The sequence below is a fragment of the Agromyces sp. P2_B3 genome, assembly GCF_056404815.1.
Map to the genome: position 1 here is coordinate 196,661 of NZ_JBFUDH010000005.1, position 20,281 is coordinate 216,941.

Sequence of the window (20,281 nt, forward strand, 5' to 3'; positions counted from 1 at the left end):
CAGTGGAATCAGTGGGTCAGTGGTTGAACTGGTCTTCCTCGGTCGATCCGACGAGGGCGAGCGTGGCGCTGGTGGGGTTCAGCGCGGTGGCGATCCGGTCGAAGTACCCGGTGCCGACCTCGCGCTGGTGGCGCGTGGCGGTGTATCCGGATTCCTCCGAGGCGAATTCCGCCTCCTGGAGCTCGACGTAGGCGCTCATGTGCCGCTCGTTGTAGTCCTTGGCGAGCGTGAACATGGAGTGGTTGAGGGCGTGGAAGCCCGCGAGGGTGATGAACTGGAACGCGTAGCCCATGGCCGCGAGCTCGCGCTGGAAGGTCGCGATCTGGGCGTCGTCGAGGTGGCGCTTCCAGTTGAACGACGGCGAGCAGTTATAGCTCAGGCGCTTGCCCGGGAACTTCGCGTGCACGGCCTCGGCGAAGCGGCGCGCGAGGTCGAGGTCGGGCTCGGCCGACTCGACCCAGAGCAGGTCGGCGTACTCGGCGTACGCGAGGCCGCGGGCGATGACCGGCTCGATGCCGTTCTGCACCTCGTAGAACCCCTCGGCGGTGCGCTCACCGGTGACGAAGGGGCGGTCGCGCTCGTCGTGGTCGCTCGTCAGCAGCGTCGCGGCGAGCGCGTCGGTGCGGGCGATGATGATCGACGGCACGCCGGCGACATCCGCCGCCAGCCGCGCCGCGTTGATCGTGCGGATGTGCTGCGACGTGGGGATCAGCACCTTGCCGCCCATGTGGCCGCACTTCTTCTCGCTCGCGAGCTGGTCCTCCCAGTGCACGCCGGCCGCGCCCGCCTCGATCATCTGGTGCATGAGCTCGTACGCGTTGAGCGGTCCGCCGAAGCCGGCCTCGGCGTCGGCGACGATCGGGGCCATCCAGTCGGAGATGCCGGTCTGCGCCTCGCTGCCCTGCTCGATCTGGCCGCCGCGGAGGAGCGCGTTGTTGATGCGGCGCACGACGGCGGGGACTGAGTTGGCGGGGTAGAGCGACTGGTCGGGGTAGGTCTGGCCGCTGAGGTTGGCGTCGGCCGCGACCTGCCAGCCGCTCAGGTAGATCGCCTTCAGGCCGGCACGCACCTGCTGCACCGCCTGGTTGCCGGTGAGGGCGCCGAGCGCGGCCGACCACTGCGGCTCCTCCTGCGGCGCGAACGCCGTGCCCGTGTTCTGCTGGAGGTCCTGCCAGAGCCGCTCGGCGCCGCGGCGAGCGAGCGTGCGCTCCTCGCGGACGGGGCCGCGCAGGGCGATGACGTCCTCGGCGGCGTAGTCGCGGCGGACGCCGTCCCAGCGGGGGTTCGCGTCCCATTCGAGCTGGAGCTCGGCCGCGGTCTGGGTCTGGTCGCCTGGGCGGTTCGGGGTGCTCATCGGGGTGCTCCTTCGGTGCAGCGTGCGGATGCGTCGGTGCCCCCGTCGTGACGCCGGCTGCGGCGCCGTCCGTGGGGCGGTGCATCCACTCTGCGGGCCTCGGCACCCCTGCTGACGGCGATCCCGGGGGTGAACTTCTCCGGTTCTTCTGCGCGGCGGAAGAACCGCGTCCACCCGGGCCACCCTCGCCCGATCCCACCCGGCGCGCGCCCGCCGAAATGCAGGAAGATCCGGCGCCCGAGCGGCGCGGCGGCGCCAGCACGGGCGGCGTGTCACCCGGATGTTCCTACATTTCGGTGCGCGGTGCTCAGGCGGCGGATGCCTCGCGCGCGGCTCGCGCGTCCTCGATCACGCTCACGTGCTCGGGCACCCAGCCCAGCCCGCGGGCGACGCGGCCCGTGGCGGCCTGGTCGAGGAGCAGCGCGCCGGCGAAGTCCGAGCCCAGGCGCTCGCGCGAGGCATCCGGAGTCTCGGGCGCGACGCCGGGGGCGCCGAGCACGTCTGCGACCGCCTCGGCGAGCGCCCGCACCGTCGTCGGCGAACCGTCGGACCCGATGACGCGACCACGCACGCCGGCTGCCTCGACGACCGCGAGGTAGAGGCGGGCGAGGTCGTCGACATGCACGAACGTCCACTGCTGCGACCCGTCGCCGACGAGCCGGAGCGCGCCGGCATCGGTGCGCGCGGCCTCGGCGATGAGGGACGGCACGAGCCCGCCGTCATGTCCGTACACGATGCCGGGGGCCACGATCGCCGCGTCGACGCCGGACGCGAGCAGCCGCTCCTCGAGCGGCACCCGCCAGGCGACGAGCTGCGGCGGGTCGAGGGCCGCGTCGTCGGCGAGGTCGCCGCCGGCGCCGTACTCCCAGATGCCGCTCGTCAGCACGAAGCGGCGCCCGCCGTGGCCGTACGCCCGGATGGCCGCCTCGATCACGGCGTCGTTGAAGGCGGGCGCCCCGTGCTCGGGGGCAGCCGTGTGGATCGCGGCATCCGACTCGGCGAGCCTCGAGGTGAACCAACCGACGTCGGTCACGTCGCCCTGCACCGCAGTGGCGCCGCGCTCGGCGACCTCGCGGGCCGCCCGTTCGCTGCGCACCACGGCGGTGACCTCGTGTCCCGCCTCGACGAGCACGTCGAGCACGGCCGATCCGATGTAGCCGGTCGCCCCGGTCAGAAGAATTCGCATGGCCGCAATAGTATGGATTGGATACCGGTTACTTCAACGGAACCGAGGTGGAACCGTGACGCAATCCGACGCAATCGGCGAGGCCATGCCGGCCGTCGCCAACGACGTGCTGCGCCCCGACTGCCCGAGCCGCGTGGTCATGCAGCGCATCGGCGAGCGCTGGTCGATGTTCGTGATCCTCGCCCTCGCCGACGGCCCGCTCCGGTTCACGGCGCTGAAGGCCCGCGTCGGCGTGGTCACGTCGAAGGTGCTCACCGAGACGCTGCGTGCACTCGAGGCCGACGGGCTCATCGCGCGGCAGGCCTACGCCGAGTCGCCACCGCGCGTCGAGTACGAGCTCACCGGCCTCGGCGCCTCACTGCTCGTGCCGCTCGCCGGCATGCGCGCCTGGGCGGAGACACACGTGCCCGAGGTGCTCGCCTCCCGAGCGCGCCACCTCGTGACGTCGTGACGGGCGCGGGCGAGCAACTGCACCCTCGCATGCACGATGACGAGGTGCAGACGGATGCCGCGCTCGCGGCCTCGCTGGTCGCCGCCCAGTTCCCCGAGTGGGCGGGCCCGCCCGTCGAACCGGTGCCGTCGACGGGCACCGACAACGCGATGTACCGGCTCGGCGACGACCTGTCGGTCCGGATGCCCCGCATCCACTGGGCGGTCGCCCCGCTCGAGCGCGAGTTCGCCTGGTTGCCGCGGATCGCTCCAGCACTTCCGTTCGCGGCGCCCGTGCCGCTGGCCCTCGGCGCGCCCGGCGAGGGGTACCCCTGGCCGTGGACCCTGTGCCGGTGGGTCGACGGCGTGCACCCTGCCGCCGAAGCAGACGGCCTCGATGCGCAGGCACTCGCCGCCGACCTGGGCCGGTTCGTCGTCGCCATGCGCGCGCTCGATCCGGCGGGGGCGCCGACGACGGCGTGGCCGCAGCCGTTGCACGAGGAGGACGAGCTCGTGCGCACGAACCTCGCGCTCCTCGAGGAGGAGCTGCGGCCGGTGCGCGACGACGTCGCCGCCATCTGGGAGGAGGCGCTCCGCGCGCCCCGAGCCGATCGGCTCGCGTGGATCCACGGCGACCTGTCTCCCGGCAACCTGCTGGTGCAGGGCGGCGCCGACCACGCGAGCGGCGGAGGCCTCGTCGGCGTGCTCGACTTCAGCTCGATGGGCCTCGGCGACCCGGCCAGCGACCTGCGCGCCGCGTGGAACCTGCTGCCGCCGGCGGCGCGCCCGACGTTCCGGGACGCCGTGGGCGCCGACGACGCGACCTGGGCCCGCGCTCGCGGCTGGGTGCTCCTGCAGGCCCTGGCGCAACTGCCGTACTACTCGACGCGCAATCCCCCGCTCGCCGCGAACGCCCGGCACGTCATCGCGGAACTCGTCGCAGAACGGGCCGGGCAGGACGGCGCGGGCAGGACGATGCCCCGTCCGCACTAGGGGGGTTCACTCGGGGGGAGTGGCGGACGGGGCATCCGTTCGGATCAGCCGGGTAGGCGGCCTCAGCTCATCTGGCGGTCGGCCGCGTGCTTCGCATCGTTCTGCACCTGCGACGCCGCGTCCTGACCCTCGGCCTTCACATTCTCGACGCCCTCCTGCGCGCGGTCCTTGACCGCCTCGGCGGCCTCGCGTGCGGGCTCCTTGAGGTGTTCGGCCGACTCCTTGGCGACGTCCTTGGCCTCGTCGACGAGGGGCGCCGCGGCATCCTTCACCTTGTCGGCGGCGTCCTGCTCGACGCGCGACGCCGGGATCAGCGAGGCGGCGAGGAGGCCGACGCCGAAGGCGATGAGGCCGACGGCGACCGGGTTGCCCTGAGTGGCGGACGCCACCCTGCGGGGCGCATCGGCGATGGCCTCGCCGGCGTGGCCGACCGCGGACTGCGCCGAGTCGCCGACGTCGGAGGCGGTGCCCATCACCCCGTCCTTGAACCGGGATGCGGCCCGCTTCACCTTGTCGGTCTGGCGCTGGGCGGCCTTGGCCGGGTTCACCTTGTCGGCGAGCGCGTCGACGTCCTGGCCGAGTTCACGCTGCGTGCGCTCGATGTCGGCGCGGATCACATCAGGGTCGTCCGAGCGGACGACATCGGGGTTGCTCATCGGTTCTCCTCATTCCTCTTCAGCGTCTCGGGGATCTCCTTGACGGTGTCGACGGTCTGGGGCATGCCCTCGACCTCTTCGATCTCCTTCTTGCCCGTGAAGTACAGCACCGCGGCGACGATCCCCCAGATGACCGCCACGATCACTGCCGACCACGCGTTCCCCATGAGGTATCCGAGCGCCCACCAGAGGGCGATCGAGAGGAACAGCAAGGTGAAGAATCCGGCGACGCCGGCCCCACCGAAGAGGCCCGCGCCCTTCCCGGTCTGCTTCACCGTCTGCTTCAGCTCCGCCTTGGCGAGCGCCATCTCCTGCCGGATGAGCGTCGAGATGTCACGGCTGACCTCCGCCATCAGGTCGCCCAGCGACGTCGTCGCCGCCTGCTGCTCCGACGGCGTCGGCAGGTCGGATGCCGCGTGCGAGCCCGTGCGCGGCTGGTTCAGGTTCGTCATCAGAGGCCGTCCCTCGAGGTCGTGGTGCCGCCCTCCGTCCACGTCTCACCGGCCAGCGGGTCCGCGGCAGCGCCGCCGACCGTGCCCGTGACGACCGTGGTCTCACCCGGAACGGTGGTCCCGGTGCCCGCGGCGCCGCTCGTGCCGAGCGTCCCGGTGCGGCCGTACGACGTGCCGGTGCGCGTGCCCGCGGATGCCCTGTCGCCGTTGCCGTAGGTGGCGTAGCGGCGCGAGCCGCCCGACGAGTCGTCGTCCGACGGCTGGGCCAGTGCCCGCACCAGGCGACCGACGACCACGCCGGCGCCGACGGCGATGCCGATGAAGACGCCGGGACGGCGGCGGGCGAAGCCCTTCACTTCCTCGAGCAGGTCGCGCGGATCGCGCTCGTCGAGCCACTGCGCGACGGCGCCCACGCGGTCGCCCGCCTGGCGGGCGATATCCGCCGCGAAGCCCGAACCGGTTCCGGTGCCGTTGGCCATGCTGGAGAACTCGTCGCCGACGCTGCGGAGGCCCTTCGCTGCGCGGCTCTGCTGGGTCGCGGCCTGCTGGCGCACCTCGCTGCCGACCTGGTCGGCGAGCCGGCGGGCCTGGTAGCGCGCCTCCGATCCGACCGCCTTGGTCTCCTCCTTGGCCGTTCCCGCGACGCGCTTGCCGGCGTCGCCGGCCTCCTTGGCGAGGTTGGCGGCCTCGTCGCGCTTGCCAGGCGTGGTCGACTCGTAGGTCGTGCCGCTCACGCCGGTCGTCCCGGTCGTGCCCGTGGTTCCGGTGGTGCCCGTCGTTCCCGGCACGCCGGTGGTGGTGGAGCCGCCGACTGCCGCTTCGTTCGCACCGAATGACGCGTCGTTCGAACTCGGGTATCCAGGTGTCGTGCTGTTCGTCATCGTCAACTCACTTCCCGTCTCGGTGGCCTGCACAGGCAGGCCCCGCTCGTATCCCCAAGAACGCTAGGTTCGCGGTTCCACCGCCAGAAGACCCTTGCGAGGCGTCGAACCGAGGCGTATAACGCGAGCGCGCCCGCGCCGCCGCGCGCCTCCGAGCGGCCGCAGCCGGGCATTGTGACCCGACGTCGGCACGAACGCAACCGGATTCCGGCGGCGGCGATCCGCACGTAGCCTGCCGTGGTCGAGGGGAGACGCATGCAGTACGGCTACAAGCTTTCGGCCGAGGGGTTCGGACCCAACGAGTTGGTGCGCCAGGCGAAGCTGGCGGAGGCATCCGGATTCGATTTCGTCGAGATCAGCGACCACTACCACCCGTGGCTCGACTCGCAGGGGCACTCGCCGTTCGCCTGGACTGTGCTCGGCGCCATCGCGGCGAGCACCGAGTCGGTCGGCCTGGCCACCGGCGTGACCTGCCCGACGGTGCGGTACCACCCGGCGATCATCGCGCAGGCCGCGGCGACCCTGTCGCTCGTCTCCGACGGCCGCTTCACGCTCGGCGTGGGGTCGGGCGAGCGGCTCAACGAGCACGTCGTCGGACGCGGATTCCCCGCGGTCGCCGACCGGCAGGCGATGCTCCGCGAGGCCCTCGAGATCATCCGCCTGCTGTGGCAGGGCGGCTACCAGTCGTACCGGGGCGAGTACCTCGACCTCGAGGACGCGCGCGTGTTCGACCTGCCCGACGAGCTGCCGCTGATCGCGGTGGCGGCTGGTGGCACGGATGCCGCGGAGCTGGCCGCCGAGCTCGGCGACGGGATGTTCGGCACCGAGCCGAAGCCCGAGTTGTTCGACGCCTACCGCGGTGCCGGCGGCAGCGGGCCGACCTACGGCGAGGTGGGCCTCGCGTGGGCCGAGACCGAGGAGCAGGCGGTGCAGGCCGCCTTCGAGACGAGTCGCTGGTCGCTCACGGGCTGGAAGGTCATGAGCGAGCTGCCCAATCCGGCCAACTTCGAGGCGGCCTCGCAGGTCGTGAAGCCCGAGGACGTGGCGGCGTCGATGCCGTGCGGACCGGATGCCGCGAAGCACCTCGAGGCGATCCGGGAGTACGAGCAGGTCGGCTACGACCACGTCGTGCTCATGAACAACGGTCCCGACCCCGACGGGTTCATGGACTTCTTCGCCAGGGAGCTGAAGCCGGCGCTCGGCGGGTGACATCGCGACATCCGGAATTCGCGTTCTTCTTTCGCTCCACCTTGAAGCCGAGACCCACCGTTAACCGAGGCCGCAGCGATCGAACGCAGAATATTCGGGGTTGTTCCGTTTGCGGCATCCGCTCGCCCGTGTGAGCATCGAAGGCATGGTCATCGCCGATCGCCGCGCCGCACAGGTCGAGTCCGCCGACATCGACTCCGCCGGGGTCGACCCCGACGAGGTGGACGCGCTGACCCTGGGTCGCCGCATCCGAGAGCGCCGCGTCGCCCGCGGCATGACGCTCGGCCGGCTGGCCGCCGCCATCGACCGGGCGCCGTCGCAGGTGTCGGCGATCGAGAACGGCAAGCGGGAGCCGCGGCTGTCGATGCTGCGCACGATCGCGCTCGCGCTCGGCACGACGGCCGACGAGCTGCTGAAGCCCGACGCGCCGTCGGAGCGGGCCGCGCTCGAGATCGCCGTCGAGCGGGCCCAGCGCGGACCTGTCTTCGCCGCCCTCGGACTGCCGCCGTTCCGGGTGGCGAAGGGCATGAGCGACCAGACCCTGCAGACGATCCTCGCCCTGCACCACGAGATCGACCGGCTGCATCGCGAGCGCGCGGCCACCCCCGAGGAGGCGCGGCGCGCGAACGCCGAATTGCGCGCCGAGATGCGCGCCCGCGACAACTTCTATCCCGAGCTCGAGGCGGAGGCGGCCGAGCTGCTCGAGGCCGTCGGCCACACCGGCGGACCGGTGTCGCACCAGCTCGTCGCCGACATGGCGAGCCACCTCGGCTACTCGCTGCACTACGTGGGCGACCTGCCGCACTCGACCCGCTCGGTCACCGACAAGCGCAACGGTCGCATCTACCTGCCGACCCAGCAGTCGCCGTCGCGCGACTCGCGCTCGCCCATCCTGCAGGCGCTCGCGAGCCACCTGCTCGACCACGACGAGCCCCGCGGCTACGCCGACTTCCTGCGGCAGCGCATCGAGACGAACTACCTGACCGCCGCGATCCTCCTGCCCGAGCAGGCGGCCGTGCGCTACCTCACCGAGGCGAAGAACCTGCGCCGCATCTCGATGGAGGAGCTGCGCGACCACTTCGCCGTCTCCTACGAGACCGCCGCGCACCGGTTCACGAACCTCGCGACGGCGCGCCTCGACATCCCGGTGCACTTCATGAAGGTGCACGAGTCGGGCACCATCATCAAGGCGTACGAGAACGACAAGGTGCGCTTCCCGAGCGATGCGCTCGGCGCGGTCGAGGGCACCACCGTGTGCCGCAACTGGACGGCCCGCACGGTCTTCGACGTCGAGGACCGGTTCAGCCCCTGGTACCAGTACACCGACACCTCGTCGGGCACGTTCTGGTGCACGTCGCGCATCGAGAAGGCGAAGGAGGGCGAGTACTCGGTGTCGGTCGGCGTGCCGTTCGAGCACGTGAAGTGGTTCCGCGGGCGCGAGACACCCCATCGTGCGGTGTCGCGCTGCCCCGACGAGTCCTGCTGCCGTCGCCCGCCGGGCGACCTGGCCGACACGTGGGCGGATGCCTCGTGGCCGGCCGCGCGCACCCCCACGTCGCTGCTCGCGGCGCTGCCCACCGGCACGTTCCCGGGTGTCGACCAGACCGAGGTGTACCAGTTCCTCGAGGCGCACGCCCCCCGCGCCTGAGCGCGACCGCACGCGGTGACCGCATGCATCGAACTGCGGATATACGATCCGGCGCGCCGGAGTCCATGTGCCCAGAGCGGCGCGCCGGATCGTATATCCGCCGGAAGTGACAGGTTGCGCCGGGCAGGGTGTCCGGCGCCGAGCGGATGTCGCGACACCACGGTGCTGGCGTTCCCCGGGCGCCGCGCGGGAGGATGGAACCCCGACCGCCTTGGAGTGATCGCCGTGGGAACGACCGTATTCGAACGCCGCCGGCCGCCGGCATCCGTCGTCGAGCACTCGCTCGCCGAGACGCAGCAGCGCGTGTTCTGGCTCGACGACCTCAGCGACGACGCGAAGCGGCCACGACCGAGGTTGAGCGGCGAGCGCATCGCGACGCTCGCGATCGTCGGCGGTGGCTACACCGGGCTCTGGACGGCGGTGCTCGCGAAGCGACGCAACCCCGAGGCGCGCGTCGTGCTGCTCGAGGCGAAGTCGATCGGCTGGGCGGCGTCCGGTCGCAATGGCGGCTTCTGCGAGGCGAGCCTCACCCACGGCCGCGAGAACGGGATGTCGCGGTGGCCCGAGGAGATGCCGACCCTCGAACGCCTGGGCCTCGAGAACCTCGACGCCATCGAGGCCGCCGAGTCCGAGTTCGGCATGGACTTCGAGTTCGAGCGGAACGGCGCCCTGTCGCTCGCGGTCGAGCCTCATCAGGTGGAGTGGCTGCGCGAGGAGGCCGCCGCGGCATCCGCTCGTGGCGACGAGAGCGTGCGCTTCCTCGACGAGGCCGCGGTACGCGCCGAGGTCGACTCGCCCACCTACCTCGCAGCCGCGTGGGACACCCGCGGCAGCGCGATCCTGCACCCGGCGAAGCTCGCGGCCGAGCTCGCCCGCGTGGCCGAGGAGCTCGGCGTGGAGATCTTCGAGCACTCCCCCGTGCGCCGCATCGACACCCCGGGGTCGACGGGCGCCGTCACCCTCGTCACCGACCGCGGCTGGGTCGTGGCGCAGCGGGCCGTGCTCGCCACGAACGTGTTCCCGAGCCTGCTCAAGCGCAACCGGCTCATGACGGTGCCCGTGTACGACTACGCGCTCATGACCGAGCCACTGACCGCCGAGCAGCTCGCGTCGATCGGCTGGTCTCATCGACAAGGTCTCGGCGACCTCGCGAACCAGTTCCACTACTACCGGCTCTCGCGCGACAACCGCGTGCTCTTCGGCGGGTACGACGCGGTGTATCACTACGGCCGCCGGGTGCGCGAGCAGTACGAGCACCGGCCCGAGTCGTACGAGCGACTCGCCGCGCACTTCTTCACGACCTTCCCGCAGCTCGAGGGCCTGCGGTTCAGCCACCAGTGGGCTGGCGCCATCGACACAAGCACCCGGTTCTGCGCGTTCTTCGGCACGGCCCGCGACGACCGCATCGCCTACGCGGCCGGGTTCACCGGGCTCGGGGTCGCCGCCACGAGGTTCGCCGCCGAGGTCATGCTCGACCAGCTCGAGCAGCGCGACAACGAGCGCACCGGGCTGCGGATGGTGCGCGAGCGGCCGTTGCCGTTCCCGCCCGAGCCCGTGGCCGCCATCGGCATCAACGCCACGCGCTGGTCACTCGACCGCGCCGATCACACCGAGGGGAAGCGCAACGTGCTGCTCAAGACGCTCGACGCACTCGGCCTGGGGTTCGACTCATGAGCCCCGAGACGGGGATTTCGGGGGCGTCGGGCGCGGCGCCGGGTCCCCGGCTCGATCCGGGCACCATCGCGGATGCCGCATCCGTCACCCTCGAGCACCTGCCGGTCGAGGCCGAGCAGGTCATCGCCGGCAGCCCGACCACCGGCCACCTCGTGCTCGACGACGACGGTGAGCGAACGGTGGGCGTGTGGGAGATGACCGTCGGAGCGATGCGCGACGTGGAGGCCGACGAGGTCTTCGTCGTGCTCGCCGGCGCCGCGACCGTGGAGTTCGAGCATCCGCACGCCTCGCCGATCGTGCTCGCCCCCGGATCGGTCGTGCGACTCGAATCGGGCATGCGCACGATCTGGACGGTGCGGCAGACGCTCCGGAAGGTGTACGTCTCGCCGTAGGCGAGCCTCGAGCGCAGGTCGTGCGACGCGGCGCGAGCCGAGCGGAGCCGAGCCGTGGTCGACCGGTGAGGTCAGCCGCACATCTCCTTCGGAGCGCTGGCCCGCTCCGATGAGCCCATCGTGGTGACCGTCTCCTGGTTGACGATGAAGTCGATCCAACCCGTCGAGTCATCCCCGACCGCATAGCCGTACGCCTCCGAGGCGATCTGCGAGACGAGGATGAGGTCGGGATACGCCGCCGTGAGCTCGGTCATGGAGGATCCGAGGCGGATGCCGGTCTCCGTCGAGGGAGAGTCGGGGACCACCCCGTCGACGCCCGCGCCTCCCGCGACCCACACGGACCGTGTGTTCACTCCGTCGTCGCCGAGCACGATCGCGAACTGGCCCGCCCCCTCGGTCGAGAGCGTCATGACGCCGGGGCACATCTCGGACGCCTCGAAGCCCGCCAGGCCGCTGACCGAGTCGGAGTAGGCAACGTTCCGCTCGAGGGGGCCGATGCCCTCAGCGGTCACCATCCACGTCGTGACGTCGCCGGGATCCGCTGCGACCGCGGTCGGAGTCGCGGAAGGCGTCGGCGACTCGATCGGCGTCGGCGAGGGCGACGCTGTAGCCGTGGGTGTGTGAACGGTCTGGTCGGGCTGCGTGCACGCGGTGAGCGAGATCACCGTCAGGGAGATCGCGACGAGCGTAGTGATCTTCGCACCGGCAGGGCGGTATCTCGCCATGAATCTCCTTCTCTCGGCCCCGCCACGTGCGACGGGCTGGGACAGCCTATCGAGCGGGGACCAGCATCCGTGCGGCCCTCTCATCTCACTTCGATCACGACCCGATACCGGTGGCATCCGGCAGACTGGACCGGTGAACGCCACCGCACCCTCGGCCGCCGTGACGGCCGTCGCGCGCGACGACGGCCACCGCTTCTCGAAGCCGGTGCGAGCGGAGATCGAGCTCATCGCGGGCCACGGCATCGACGGCGACGCCCATGCCGGGGCGACCGTTCGCCGCCGCTCGCGGTTCCGCGGCACGTGGACGGAGGTCAACATGCGCCAGGTCCACCTGCTGCAGCGGGAGCTGTTCGACGAGCTCGCGGTCGAGGGGCACGAGGTCGCGCCCGGCGAGCTCGGCGAGAACGTCACCACTCAGGGCCTCGACCTGCTGGCCCTCCCCCTCGGCACGCGGATCCGGCTCGGCGACTCCGCCGAGGTCGAGCTCACCGGGCTCCGCAATCCGTGCGTGCAGATCGAGCGGTTCCAGTCGGGCCTGATGAAGCGCCTCATCCGGCGCGACCGAGCCGGCGTCACCCATCGCCGGGCGGGCGTCATGGCGATCGTCGTCGAGGGCGGCGTGGTGCGACCCGGCGACGCCATCACGGTCGACCTGCCCGACGCGCCGCACGAGCCGCTGCCGGTGGTCTGACGAGGAACGTCATCTGACCCCGCGGGGCAGAACGTCAGGCGACGGATGCCGCGGACGCGCCCGGTGCCCCGGCGTCCCCGGCGTCCCCACCGTCCCCGGCCTCGGAGGAGGCACCGGGTGCCGGGCCGACCGGATCGATGCGGAACACGCGGGTGAAGCGCACGACCGCCTCGGACTCGCCCGCCACCACCCGCACGGCCGCGGGATCGAGGGCGCCGGCGATGAGGTCGCGGAACTCCGCCGGTTCGAGCACGAGCTCGGCGCCCGCCTCGAACGCCACCTCGGTCGGGTTCCCACGCCTGGGCTGCGGGAGCGCTCCCGGGCCGATGGGCACGACCTCGAGCGTGCGGTTCGCCACGACGGCGACCACGGACGCGTCGGCCACGTGCAGCACGTACTCGGTCGGGGGCGCGCCCGCCGCGGCATCCGGCCTGAATGCCGCCCGAAGCGTCGCCGTCAGCGCGTCGCGGGTGACGACCTCGCCCTCGGCGGGGTCGCCGAGCGCCGACCAGCCCCACCGTTCGAGCCCGTCGATGACCGGCTCGAGGGCGCGGCCCCGCGGCGTCAACTCGTAGCCGCCGCGCACGGTCGGAACGCGGCGAACGATGCCGGCCTCCTGGAGCTCCTTCAGCCGGTCGCTCAGGATGTTCGTCGGGATGCGCGGCAGCCCGGCCTTCAGGTCGCTGTAGCGGCGCGCGCCGACGAGCAGGTCGCGGATGATGAGCAGCGCCCACCGCTCCCCGACCCGCTCGACGGCTCGTGCCACGCCGCTGTACTGGCCGAGGCCGCGTGCGCCGCGTGTCGCCATGCGACGCTCAGGCCGACGGCGACGCCGACGCGCCCGCGCCCTGCTGGGCCATGTAGGCCTCGGGGCCCATCTCGGCCGCGGCGGGCTCCATGAACAGGAACGAGAGGTTGTTGCCGTCGGGGTCGTCGAGGTCGCGCGAGTACATGAACCCGTAGTCCTGCGCCTCGCGCGGCTCGGAGCCGCCCGCCGCGAGACCCTTCTCGAGGACCTCGTCGACGGCCTCGCGCGTCTCGCGGCTGAGTGCGATGGACACCTGGGCCTGGGTCGCGGGGTCGATGACCTGCTTGTCGGTGAACGTGCCGAAGTACTCGCGGGTGAGCACCATGAAGTACACGTTGTCGTCGAGCACGACGCAGGCGGCGTTCTCATCGGTGAAGTTCGGGTTGATCGAGAACCCGAGCGCCTCGTAGAACGCCTTCGCGCGGTCGAGGTCGGACGTGGTGAGGTTCACGAAGATGCTGGTGGTCATGGTCTGCTCCAGTGTGGGATCGGTCGGTTCCGGGTTGCGAACATCAGCTTGCTCTTTGCAAGCAAACTTGTCAATAGCAAGTAAACGGATGCCGCGGGCCGGCGCTCAGCGCACGGCGCTGCGCCGCGCGAGCAGGGCGAGGTGCAGTGCGGTGAGCGCCTCGCCGTCGTCGAGGTCGACCCCGAGCAGGTCCCCGATGAGCGCGAGCCGCTGGTAGAACACCGAGCGCGACAGGTGGCTCGCCGCAGCGGCGGCCGTGCGGTTGCCGGGGTGCGCGAGCATGGCGCCGAGCACGGTGAGCAGGTCGCCGTCGCGCGCCAGGTCGTACTCGATGAGCGGCGCGAGCATCCGCTCGCTGTGCCGCAGCAGCCGGTGATCGTCGCGCAGCGAGGTCACGAGTCGCATGAGGGGCCTGTCCTCGGCGCGGCGAACGACGAGGCCGCGCGCCTCGCGCGGTCTCGGCCCGCGTCCGAGGTCGATCGCCTCCTGGACCGAGCCGAGCAGGCCGTCGAGTCCGTCGGCGGCCGCGCCCATCGAGACCACCAGCCGTTCGACGGATGCCGCGTCGGCGCCCACGAGGGTCGTCGTGAACCCGCGCACCGCCGCGTCCGACAGCTCGCCCGATCCGTCCGGGAGCGAGAGGAGCACGATGCGCGCGCCCGGTCCGGGGAACGCAGAGGCGGGCGCCGCCGCATCGATCGCACGTCCGCCGAGGGCCCGCGCCGCGGCATCCGCTGCGCCGTCGACGACGGGAGCACCGGAGACGACCAACCCACGGACCCGGGCGCCGGTGATGGGCAGGCCGGCCGCCTCGAGGCGCGCCACCGCACCGGCAAGCCCGGCGAAGCGACCGGCGAGCAGGCCGTCGACCAGCCGCTGGCGCCCGATGCGCATCCATTCGTCGGCCGCGCCGTCGGCGAGGCGACCCAGGGCCAGGGCGATCGCGCCCTGTTCGAGCACGCTCGCACGGCCCGCCGGGTGCGCCGGCCCGGGCAGTGCGATGAGGTGGCCCCAGCGCACCCCGCGGGCCTCGACGGGCACGATGAGCCACTCGTCGTGGGCGCGGTTGGCGCCGGTGCCGCCGGCGGTGGCCAGTCCCGCGATGAGCTGCTCCGCGTGCCGGCGATGCGCCAGCCGCGATCGTGCCTCCCAGCCGGAGAAGAGCTCCTGCTCGGCCGCCGGCGGCACCTCGCTGGCCACCACCTCGTGCGCGAGGTTCTCGAGCACGACCGCCGACCCGAGCGTCTGTGCGAGCTGGTGCACGATGAAGTCGGCGGGCGATCCCCGCAGGCTCAGGGCGGTGAAGCGCTCCCGCACCTCGTCGCGGGCCCGCAGGGCGGCGGTCTGCTCCGAGATGATGCGGCTGTGCACGGCCTCCGTGAGCGTGACGAACTTCACCTCGCGGTGCAGCGCGACGAGCGCGAGGCCGTGATCGCGAGCGGCCTGCTCCACGACCGCGGGAACGTAGCGGTAGTGCACGCCGAGCTCGAGCACGAGCCCCGACAGGCCCGCCTCGACGAGCTCGGCCACGAACGCCTCGAGCTCACGCGGCTCGGTCGGCCAGCCCGAGCCGGTCGAGAGCAGCAGCTCGCCGCCGACGAGCAGCCGCGCGACGCCCGCGCTGTCGGAGACGTGCACCCAGCGCACGCGCGCGTCGAGCGCACCCTCGCCCGAGAGCACCTCGGGAAGGCCGTGTGCGACCGCCTCGAGCGTGAGGATCTCCCGCACGGTCGGCAGCCCGTCGGCGGCCGTGGCGCTCGCCGCGGTCGCCGCCGGCGCCGTCGGACGATCTGTTCGGATCGCGTCGTCTTCGCGACGATCTGCCATCGATCGGGCCTCTCTGCCTCTGTAAGACTCGGGAGTGCCAGCCTAGACGACCACATCGGCCATTCTGTCCGACCCTCGTCGCCCACGTCACGAAGGACCCGCATGAGCCTCATCCGACACTTCATCAACGGCCGCGAGGTCGCCGACGCCGAGCGCACCGGTCCGGTCTTCAACCCGGCCACCGGTGCGCAGCAGCACGAGGTGGTATTCGCCTCGGTGGGCGAGGTCGAGCAGGCGATCGCCGCGGCATCCGCTGCCCTGCCGGGCTGGCGCGCGACGGGCCTCATCAAGCGCGCCGACGTGTTCTTCAGGCTGCGTCACCTGCTCGTCGAGCGCCAGGGCGAGCTCGCGGCGATCCTCACGAGCGAGCACGGCAAGGTGCTGTCGGATGCCGCGGGCGAGATCTCGCGCGGCATCGAGAACGTGGAGTTCGCCGCCGGGCTCGTGCACCTGCTGAAGGGCGAGCACTCGGAGCAAGTCGCGCGCGGCGTCGACGTGCACTCGACGAAGCAGCCCGTCGGCGTGGTCGGCGCGATCACGCCGTTCAACTTCCCGGTCATGGTGCCGCTGTGGATGGTCGCCTCGGCGATCGCGTGCGGCAACACGGTCGTACTGAAGCCCTCCGAGAAGGACCCGAGCGCCGCCGTCTTCCTCGCGAAGCTGTTCCAGGAGGCGGGCCTTCCCGACGGCGTGCTCAACGTCGTGCACGGTGACAAGGTCGCGGTCGACACGATCCTCGACGCCCCCGAGGTGCGCGCGATCTCGTTCGTCGGCTCGACGCCGATCGCGAAGTCGATCTACGAGCGGGCCGCCGCGAACGGCAAGCGGGTGCAGGCACTGGGCGGTGCGAAGAACCACATGGTGGTCATGCCCGACGCCGACCTCGAGGGCGCGGCCGACGCCGCGGTGTCGGCCGCGTACGGCTCGGCCGGCGAGCGCTGCATGGCCGTGTCGGTGCTCGTCGCGGTGGGCGACGTGGCCGACGACCTCGTCGAGGCGGTGCGCAGCCGCATGGGCGCGCTCGTCATCGGCGACGGCACGGATGCCGCGAGCGAGATGGGTCCGCTCATCACGCGCGAACACCGCGACAAGGTCGCCTCCTACGTGACGGGCGCAGCGGCCGAAGGCGCGACGGTCGTCGTCGACGGCACCACGCAGGCCTTCGACGGCGACGGCTTCTTCGTCGGCGTCTCGCTCGTCGACCACGTGAAGCCGGGCATGAAGGTCTACGACGACGAGATCTTCGGCCCGGTGCTCTCGGTCGTGCGCGTCGAGTCGTACGACGAGGCGGTCGCGCTCATCAACGCCAACCGGTTCGCGAACGGCACCGCGATCTTCACGCGCGACGGCGGCACGGCCCGCCAGTTCGAGTTCGACATCGAGGTCGGCATGGTCGGCGTGAACGTGCCGATCCCCGTGCCCGTCGGCGCGTACTCGTTCGGCGGCTGGAAGAGCTCGCTGTTCGGCGACTCGCACATCTACGGCCCCGAGTCGGTGCACTTCTACACCCGCTCGAAGGTCGTCACCACCCGCTGGCCGAACCCGTCGGAGTCGCAGGTCAACCTCGGCTTCCCGTCGAACCACTGACCCTCTTCCCATCGAGATGACGGCAATTGTCGGTTCGCTCTGCCCGATACCGACAACGACTGTCATCCGGAGACATCCGCGAGGAGCACCACGCATGACCGACACACTCACCGAGACCCAAGCGACGGATGCCGCGACGGCGAGGTACGCCGACCGGAGCGGCACGCGGCATCCGCTGCCCGACCTCGAGGCCGACGCCCGGGTGCGCGCCGACGACCGCGCCCACGTGTTCCACTCGTGGAGCGCGCAGGCGCTCATCGACCCGCTGCCGATCGCGGCTGGTGAGGGCTCGACGTTCTGGGACTACGCGGGCAACGCCTACCTCGACTTCTCGAGCCAGCTCGTGAACCTGAACCTCGGGCACCAGCATCCCGACCTCGTCGCGGCGATCCAGCAGCAGGCGGGCCGCCTCGCGACGATCCAGCCGTCGATGGCGAACGACGTGCGCGGCGAGCTCGCCCGCCGCATCGCCGAGGTGGCGCCCGGCGACCTCGACAAGGTGTTCTTCACCAACGGCGGCGCCGACGCCAATGAGTACGCCGTGCGCCTGGCCCGCGCCGTGACCGGCCGGCGCAAGGTGCTCTCGATGTACCGCAGCTATCACGGCGGCACCGCCACGGCCATCTCGCTCACGGGCGACCCGCGCCGCTGGGCGAACGAGCCGAGCGACGGCAGCGTCGCGCACTTCATGGGCCCGTACGCGTACCGCTCGTCGTTCCACGCCGACAATCCGGAGCAGGAGGCCGAGCGCGCGCTCGCCCACCTGGAGCAGGTCATCACGCTCGAGGGAGCCGGCACGATCGCCGCGATCATCCTCGAGACGGTCGTCGGCACGAACGGCGTGCTCGTGCCGCCGCCGGGCTACCTGCAGGGCGTGCGCGAGCTGTGCGACCGCCACGGCATCGTCTACATCGCCGACGAGGTGATGGTCGGCTTCGGCCGCGTCGGCGAGTGGTTCGCCGTGAACCACTTCGGCGTCGTGCCCGACCTCATCACCTTCGCGAAGGGCGTGAACTCGGGCTACGTGCCACTCGGTGGCGTCGTCATCTCGGCGCGCATCGCCGCGCACTTCGACACGGTGGCATTCCAGGGCGGGCTCACCTACTCGGGGCATCCGCTCGCCTGCGCGGCGGGCGTCGCCACGTTCGAGGTGTTCGAGCGCGACGGCATCCTCGAGCGCGTGCGCGACCTCGGCTCGCGCGTCGTCGAGCCGCGCCTCCGGGCGATGGCCGAGCGGCATCCGTCGGTCGGCGAGGTGCGCGGGCTCGGCCTGTTCTGGGCGATCGAGCTGGTGTCGGATGCCGCGACGCGCGAGCCGCTCGTTCCGTTCAACGCCGCGGGCGCGGCCGCCGCGCCGATGGCCGCCGTGGCTGCGGCCTGCAAGCAGGCGGGCCTCTGGCCGTTCATCCACTTCAACCGGATGCACGTGGCGCCGCCGCTCGTGATCACCGAGGACGAGCTCGTGCGCGGCCTCGAGATCATCGACGCGGCCCTCGACGTGGCCGACGGGTACGTCACCGGCTGAAAGTCGGCGACTGACGGCTCGACGCTCCGCGTCTCAGCGGCTCATGGAGGCCCCTGAGGCGCGGGCGTCGTCGCGGAGTAGCATGGGCCGCGTTCACGGGGACTTCGCGCCCGCGGAGCATCCCCGATCCCGAGGGAAGCGCCCATGGATGACCGACTCACCTCCGACCGTGTCGTGACCGTTGCGGCGGCGACGCCGTTCCAGCTGCTCTACGACTACTACCGGCTCTCGGGCTACGAGCAGCGACGGCACGAGCCGGGCGTGCTCGACTTCACGTTCGGCGACCCGCACGACCCGCCGTCGCAGGCCTACGTCGAGATCCTCCGCGAAGCGCTGGTGCCGCAGCACGAGTTGTGGTTCGCCTACAACTTCGGCGACGCGAAGGCGGTGGCCGCGGCGACCGAGTCGCTCAGCCGGCATGTCGGCATCCCGTTCGAGCCCGAGGACGTGCACCTCACCACGGGCGGGTTCGCGGCCATCTCGACGGCCCTCAAGATCGTCGGCGACCCGGGCGACGAGGTCGTGTACAGCCTCCCGCCGTGGTTCCTCTACGAGCCGCTCGTGATCGAGGCCGGCATGGTGCCGGTGAAGGTGTCGATCGACCGCGAGACCCTCGATCTCGACCTCGACGCGATCGCCGCGGCCATCACGCCGCGCACCCGCATCGTGATCGTGAACAGCCCCAACAATCCGACGGGCCGCATCTACCCGCCGGCCACGCTCGAGCGGCTCGCGGCGATCCTCGACGAGGCGTCGGAGCGCAACGGCCGGCGGATCTTCCTCATCTCCGACGAGGCCTACAACCGCATCGTCTTCGACGGGGCGCGCTTCCGCAGCCCGGTGGAGTTCTATCCGTGGAGCTTCCTCGCCTACAGCTACGGCAAGACGCTGCTCTCGCCCGGCGAGCGCATCGGGTACCTCGCCGTGCCCCCCACCATGCCCGGCCGCGAGGCGTTCCGCGACGCGATCGAGACCGTGCAGATCTCGGGCGGCTGGCTCTTCCCCAACGCGTCGATGCAGTACGCGCTGCCGAAGCTGGAGACGCTCGCGTTCGACCTGCCGCTCTTCCAGCGCAAGCGCGACGTGATGGTGGCGGCCCTGCGCGAGATCGGCTACCGCGTCGCCCAGCCCGAGGGCACGTTCTACCTGTTCCCCGAGTCGCCGCTCGGCGACGACGTCGAGTTCACGCGGGCGCTCGATCGCGAGGGCGTCCTCGTGCTGCCGGGGCGCATGTTCGAGACGCCCGGCTTCTTCCGCATCTCGCTCACCGCCACGATGGAGACGATCGAGGCCGGCCTCCCCCGGTTCGCCGCGGCGTTCCGCGCGGCCGCCGCGCCGGTCTGACGGCGGCGTCGGCCCCGTCGGCTAGCCTGAATCCCATGGACTCTCGGGCGGCGTCCGGCGGCATGGCCCGGCGAACCTTCCTCGCCGCGTCGCTCTCGGGGATCGCCGCCGTCACGCTCGCGAGCTGCTGGCCGCAGCCCGCGCCCACGCCGGCTCCCACGACCTCGGCGCCCCCTGTGCCCGCGCCAACCCCCCGGCCCGACGGCGTCCCCGCGCCGACGGCCATGCGCCGCTCGCGGTGGGGCGCCGACCCGTTCGCTCGCGGCGCGTTCTCGTACGACGCGATCGGCACCACTCCCCGCCTGCGCGAGTCCCTGGCGGAGCCCGTCGCCGAGCGCCTCTGGTTCGCCGGCGAGGCGTGCGCCGCCGACGCGCCCGGCACGCTGACCGGGGCGCGCGACTCGGGGCTCGCCGCGGCGGCGCAGGTGGCC

The 20,281-nt window shown here is 71.9% G+C and carries 20 protein-coding genes; 11 read left to right on the forward strand and 9 right to left on the reverse strand.

Annotation, left to right across the window (positions count from 1 at the left end):
- Positions 1-16: 16 nt before the first annotated feature.
- Positions 17-1,354 (reverse strand): isocitrate lyase, encoded by a 1,338-nt coding sequence (gene aceA / locus AC1DZA_RS10550; protein WP_476772710.1) that lies wholly within the window; start codon positions 1,352-1,354, stop codon positions 17-19.
- A 307-nt stretch (positions 1,355-1,661) separates the two neighbouring features.
- Entirely contained in the window at positions 1,662-2,540 is an 879-nt protein-coding gene (locus tag AC1DZA_RS10555) for an NAD-dependent epimerase/dehydratase family protein (protein WP_476772711.1), read from the reverse strand.
- A 55-nt stretch (positions 2,541-2,595) separates the two neighbouring features.
- Between AC1DZA_RS10555 and AC1DZA_RS10560 the strand changes: the two genes are divergently transcribed.
- Together AC1DZA_RS10560 and AC1DZA_RS10565 are read left to right on the forward strand one after the other, a co-directional pair.
- Positions 2,596-2,991, forward strand: a complete 396-nt coding sequence (locus AC1DZA_RS10560; protein ID WP_476772712.1) for a winged helix-turn-helix transcriptional regulator — start codon at positions 2,596-2,598, stop codon at positions 2,989-2,991.
- A gap of 29 nt (positions 2,992-3,020) precedes the next feature.
- Positions 3,021-3,962: an aminoglycoside phosphotransferase family protein gene (locus tag AC1DZA_RS10565; RefSeq protein WP_476772713.1), complete on the forward strand. Its 942-nt coding sequence runs from the start codon at positions 3,021-3,023 to the stop codon at positions 3,960-3,962.
- Between the two features lie 62 nt (positions 3,963-4,024).
- On the opposite strand, the gene AC1DZA_RS10570 is transcribed toward AC1DZA_RS10565, so the two are convergent.
- From AC1DZA_RS10570 to AC1DZA_RS10580, 3 genes are read right to left on the reverse strand one after another with little or no spacing between them, the layout of a single operon-like run.
- Positions 4,025-4,618, reverse strand: coding sequence for a DUF3618 domain-containing protein (locus AC1DZA_RS10570; protein ID WP_476772714.1), 594 nt, complete (start codon positions 4,616-4,618; stop codon positions 4,025-4,027).
- Complete coding sequence (locus AC1DZA_RS10575; protein ID WP_159603253.1) at positions 4,615-5,070, reverse strand: phage holin family protein; 456 nt, start codon at positions 5,068-5,070, stop codon at positions 4,615-4,617. The genes AC1DZA_RS10570 and AC1DZA_RS10575 overlap by 4 nt, the downstream gene beginning before the upstream one ends.
- The gene (locus AC1DZA_RS10580) at positions 5,070-5,951 is read right to left on the reverse strand and encodes an ATP synthase subunit B family protein (protein ID WP_476772715.1); all 882 of its coding nucleotides are present in this window, start codon (positions 5,949-5,951) and stop codon (positions 5,070-5,072) included. The genes AC1DZA_RS10575 and AC1DZA_RS10580 overlap by 1 nt, the downstream gene beginning before the upstream one ends.
- 255 nt (positions 5,952-6,206) lie before the next feature.
- Between AC1DZA_RS10580 and AC1DZA_RS10585 the strand changes: the two genes are divergently transcribed.
- The 4 genes from AC1DZA_RS10585 (at position 6,207) to AC1DZA_RS10600 (ending at position 10,874) form a co-directional block, all read left to right on the forward strand.
- A complete protein-coding gene (locus AC1DZA_RS10585) occupies positions 6,207-7,160 on the forward strand; it encodes a TIGR03557 family F420-dependent LLM class oxidoreductase (RefSeq protein WP_476772716.1) in 954 nt (317 codons plus the stop codon).
- A 145-nt stretch (positions 7,161-7,305) separates the two neighbouring features.
- Positions 7,306-8,808, forward strand: coding sequence for a helix-turn-helix domain-containing protein (locus tag AC1DZA_RS10590; RefSeq protein ID WP_476772717.1), 1,503 nt, complete (start codon positions 7,306-7,308; stop codon positions 8,806-8,808).
- Positions 8,809-9,033: 225 nt separating this feature from the next.
- Entirely contained in the window at positions 9,034-10,482 is a 1,449-nt protein-coding gene (locus tag AC1DZA_RS10595) for an NAD(P)/FAD-dependent oxidoreductase (RefSeq protein ID WP_476772718.1), read from the forward strand.
- Complete coding sequence (locus AC1DZA_RS10600; protein ID WP_476772719.1) at positions 10,479-10,874, forward strand: cupin domain-containing protein; 396 nt, start codon at positions 10,479-10,481, stop codon at positions 10,872-10,874. Before AC1DZA_RS10595 ends, AC1DZA_RS10600 begins: the two co-directional genes overlap by 4 nt.
- Positions 10,875-10,945: 71 nt before the next feature.
- On the opposite strand, the gene AC1DZA_RS10605 is transcribed toward AC1DZA_RS10600, so the two are convergent.
- Complete coding sequence (locus tag AC1DZA_RS10605; protein WP_476772720.1) at positions 10,946-11,599, reverse strand: hypothetical protein; 654 nt, start codon at positions 11,597-11,599, stop codon at positions 10,946-10,948.
- Between the two features lie 133 nt (positions 11,600-11,732).
- Between AC1DZA_RS10605 and AC1DZA_RS10610 the strand changes: the two genes are divergently transcribed.
- A complete protein-coding gene (locus AC1DZA_RS10610; RefSeq protein ID WP_476772721.1) occupies positions 11,733-12,290 on the forward strand; it encodes an MOSC domain-containing protein in 558 nt (185 codons plus the stop codon).
- A 34-nt stretch (positions 12,291-12,324) separates the two neighbouring features.
- Here AC1DZA_RS10610 and AC1DZA_RS10615 read toward each other — a convergent pair whose 3' ends face one another.
- From AC1DZA_RS10615 to AC1DZA_RS10625, 3 genes are all read right to left on the reverse strand, one after another.
- Positions 12,325-13,098 carry a winged helix-turn-helix transcriptional regulator gene (locus AC1DZA_RS10615; protein ID WP_476772722.1) on the reverse strand — a complete coding sequence of 258 codons (774 nt, stop codon included), beginning with the start codon at positions 13,096-13,098 and terminating at the stop codon, positions 12,325-12,327.
- Between the two features lie 7 nt (positions 13,099-13,105).
- Complete coding sequence (locus tag AC1DZA_RS10620; protein WP_476772723.1) at positions 13,106-13,567, reverse strand: VOC family protein; 462 nt, start codon at positions 13,565-13,567, stop codon at positions 13,106-13,108.
- Between the two features lie 105 nt (positions 13,568-13,672).
- Positions 13,673-15,394, reverse strand: coding sequence for a PucR family transcriptional regulator (locus tag AC1DZA_RS10625; RefSeq protein WP_476772724.1), 1,722 nt, complete (start codon positions 15,392-15,394; stop codon positions 13,673-13,675).
- 102 nt (positions 15,395-15,496) lie between these two features.
- Between AC1DZA_RS10625 and AC1DZA_RS10630 the strand changes: the two genes are divergently transcribed.
- The 4 genes from AC1DZA_RS10630 to AC1DZA_RS10645 all read left to right on the forward strand — a co-directional run.
- On the forward strand, positions 15,497-16,981 hold the full coding sequence (locus tag AC1DZA_RS10630) for a CoA-acylating methylmalonate-semialdehyde dehydrogenase (protein ID WP_476772725.1): 1,485 nt from the start codon (positions 15,497-15,499) through the stop codon (positions 16,979-16,981).
- A 94-nt stretch (positions 16,982-17,075) separates the two neighbouring features.
- Complete coding sequence (locus AC1DZA_RS10635) at positions 17,076-18,506, forward strand: aminotransferase class III-fold pyridoxal phosphate-dependent enzyme (protein WP_476772726.1); 1,431 nt, start codon at positions 17,076-17,078, stop codon at positions 18,504-18,506.
- 144 nt (positions 18,507-18,650) lie between these two features.
- Positions 18,651-19,850 carry an aminotransferase class I/II-fold pyridoxal phosphate-dependent enzyme gene (locus AC1DZA_RS10640; protein WP_476772727.1) on the forward strand — a complete coding sequence of 400 codons (1,200 nt, stop codon included), beginning with the start codon at positions 18,651-18,653 and terminating at the stop codon, positions 19,848-19,850.
- 35 nt (positions 19,851-19,885) lie between these two features.
- Positions 19,886-20,281: FAD-dependent oxidoreductase (locus tag AC1DZA_RS10645; protein WP_476772728.1), on the forward strand; the 396-nt coding region annotated here is incomplete at its 3' end.

What these genes read in the sequence shown, in the direction of transcription:
- aceA (WP_476772710.1), bottom strand. Translation starts at nt 1,354, where the DNA reads ATGAGCACCCCGAACCGCCCAGGCGACCAGACCCAGACCGCGGCCGAG.
- AC1DZA_RS10555 (WP_476772711.1), bottom strand. Translation starts at nt 2,540, where the DNA reads ATGCGAATTCTTCTGACCGGGGCGACCGGCTACATCGGATCGGCCGTG.
- AC1DZA_RS10565 (WP_476772713.1), top strand. Translation starts at nt 3,021, where the DNA reads ATGCACGATGACGAGGTGCAGACGGATGCCGCGCTCGCGGCCTCGCTG.
- AC1DZA_RS10570 (WP_476772714.1), bottom strand. Translation starts at nt 4,618, where the DNA reads ATGAGCAACCCCGATGTCGTCCGCTCGGACGACCCTGATGTGATCCGC.
- AC1DZA_RS10575 (WP_159603253.1), bottom strand. Translation starts at nt 5,070, where the DNA reads ATGACGAACCTGAACCAGCCGCGCACGGGCTCGCACGCGGCATCCGAC.
- AC1DZA_RS10580 (WP_476772715.1), bottom strand. Translation starts at nt 5,951, where the DNA reads ATGACGAACAGCACGACACCTGGATACCCGAGTTCGAACGACGCGTCA.
- AC1DZA_RS10585 (WP_476772716.1), top strand. Translation starts at nt 6,207, where the DNA reads ATGCAGTACGGCTACAAGCTTTCGGCCGAGGGGTTCGGACCCAACGAG.
- AC1DZA_RS10590 (WP_476772717.1), top strand. Translation starts at nt 7,306, where the DNA reads ATGGTCATCGCCGATCGCCGCGCCGCACAGGTCGAGTCCGCCGACATC.
- AC1DZA_RS10600 (WP_476772719.1), top strand. Translation starts at nt 10,479, where the DNA reads ATGAGCCCCGAGACGGGGATTTCGGGGGCGTCGGGCGCGGCGCCGGGT.
- AC1DZA_RS10605 (WP_476772720.1), bottom strand. Translation starts at nt 11,599, where the DNA reads ATGGCGAGATACCGCCCTGCCGGTGCGAAGATCACTACGCTCGTCGCG.
- AC1DZA_RS10615 (WP_476772722.1), bottom strand. Translation starts at nt 13,098, where the DNA reads ATGGCGACACGCGGCGCACGCGGCCTCGGCCAGTACAGCGGCGTGGCA.
- AC1DZA_RS10620 (WP_476772723.1), bottom strand. Translation starts at nt 13,567, where the DNA reads ATGACCACCAGCATCTTCGTGAACCTCACCACGTCCGACCTCGACCGC.
- AC1DZA_RS10625 (WP_476772724.1), bottom strand. Translation starts at nt 15,394, where the DNA reads ATGGCAGATCGTCGCGAAGACGACGCGATCCGAACAGATCGTCCGACG.
- AC1DZA_RS10630 (WP_476772725.1), top strand. Translation starts at nt 15,497, where the DNA reads ATGAGCCTCATCCGACACTTCATCAACGGCCGCGAGGTCGCCGACGCC.
- AC1DZA_RS10635 (WP_476772726.1), top strand. Translation starts at nt 17,076, where the DNA reads ATGACCGACACACTCACCGAGACCCAAGCGACGGATGCCGCGACGGCG.
- AC1DZA_RS10640 (WP_476772727.1), top strand. Translation starts at nt 18,651, where the DNA reads ATGGATGACCGACTCACCTCCGACCGTGTCGTGACCGTTGCGGCGGCG.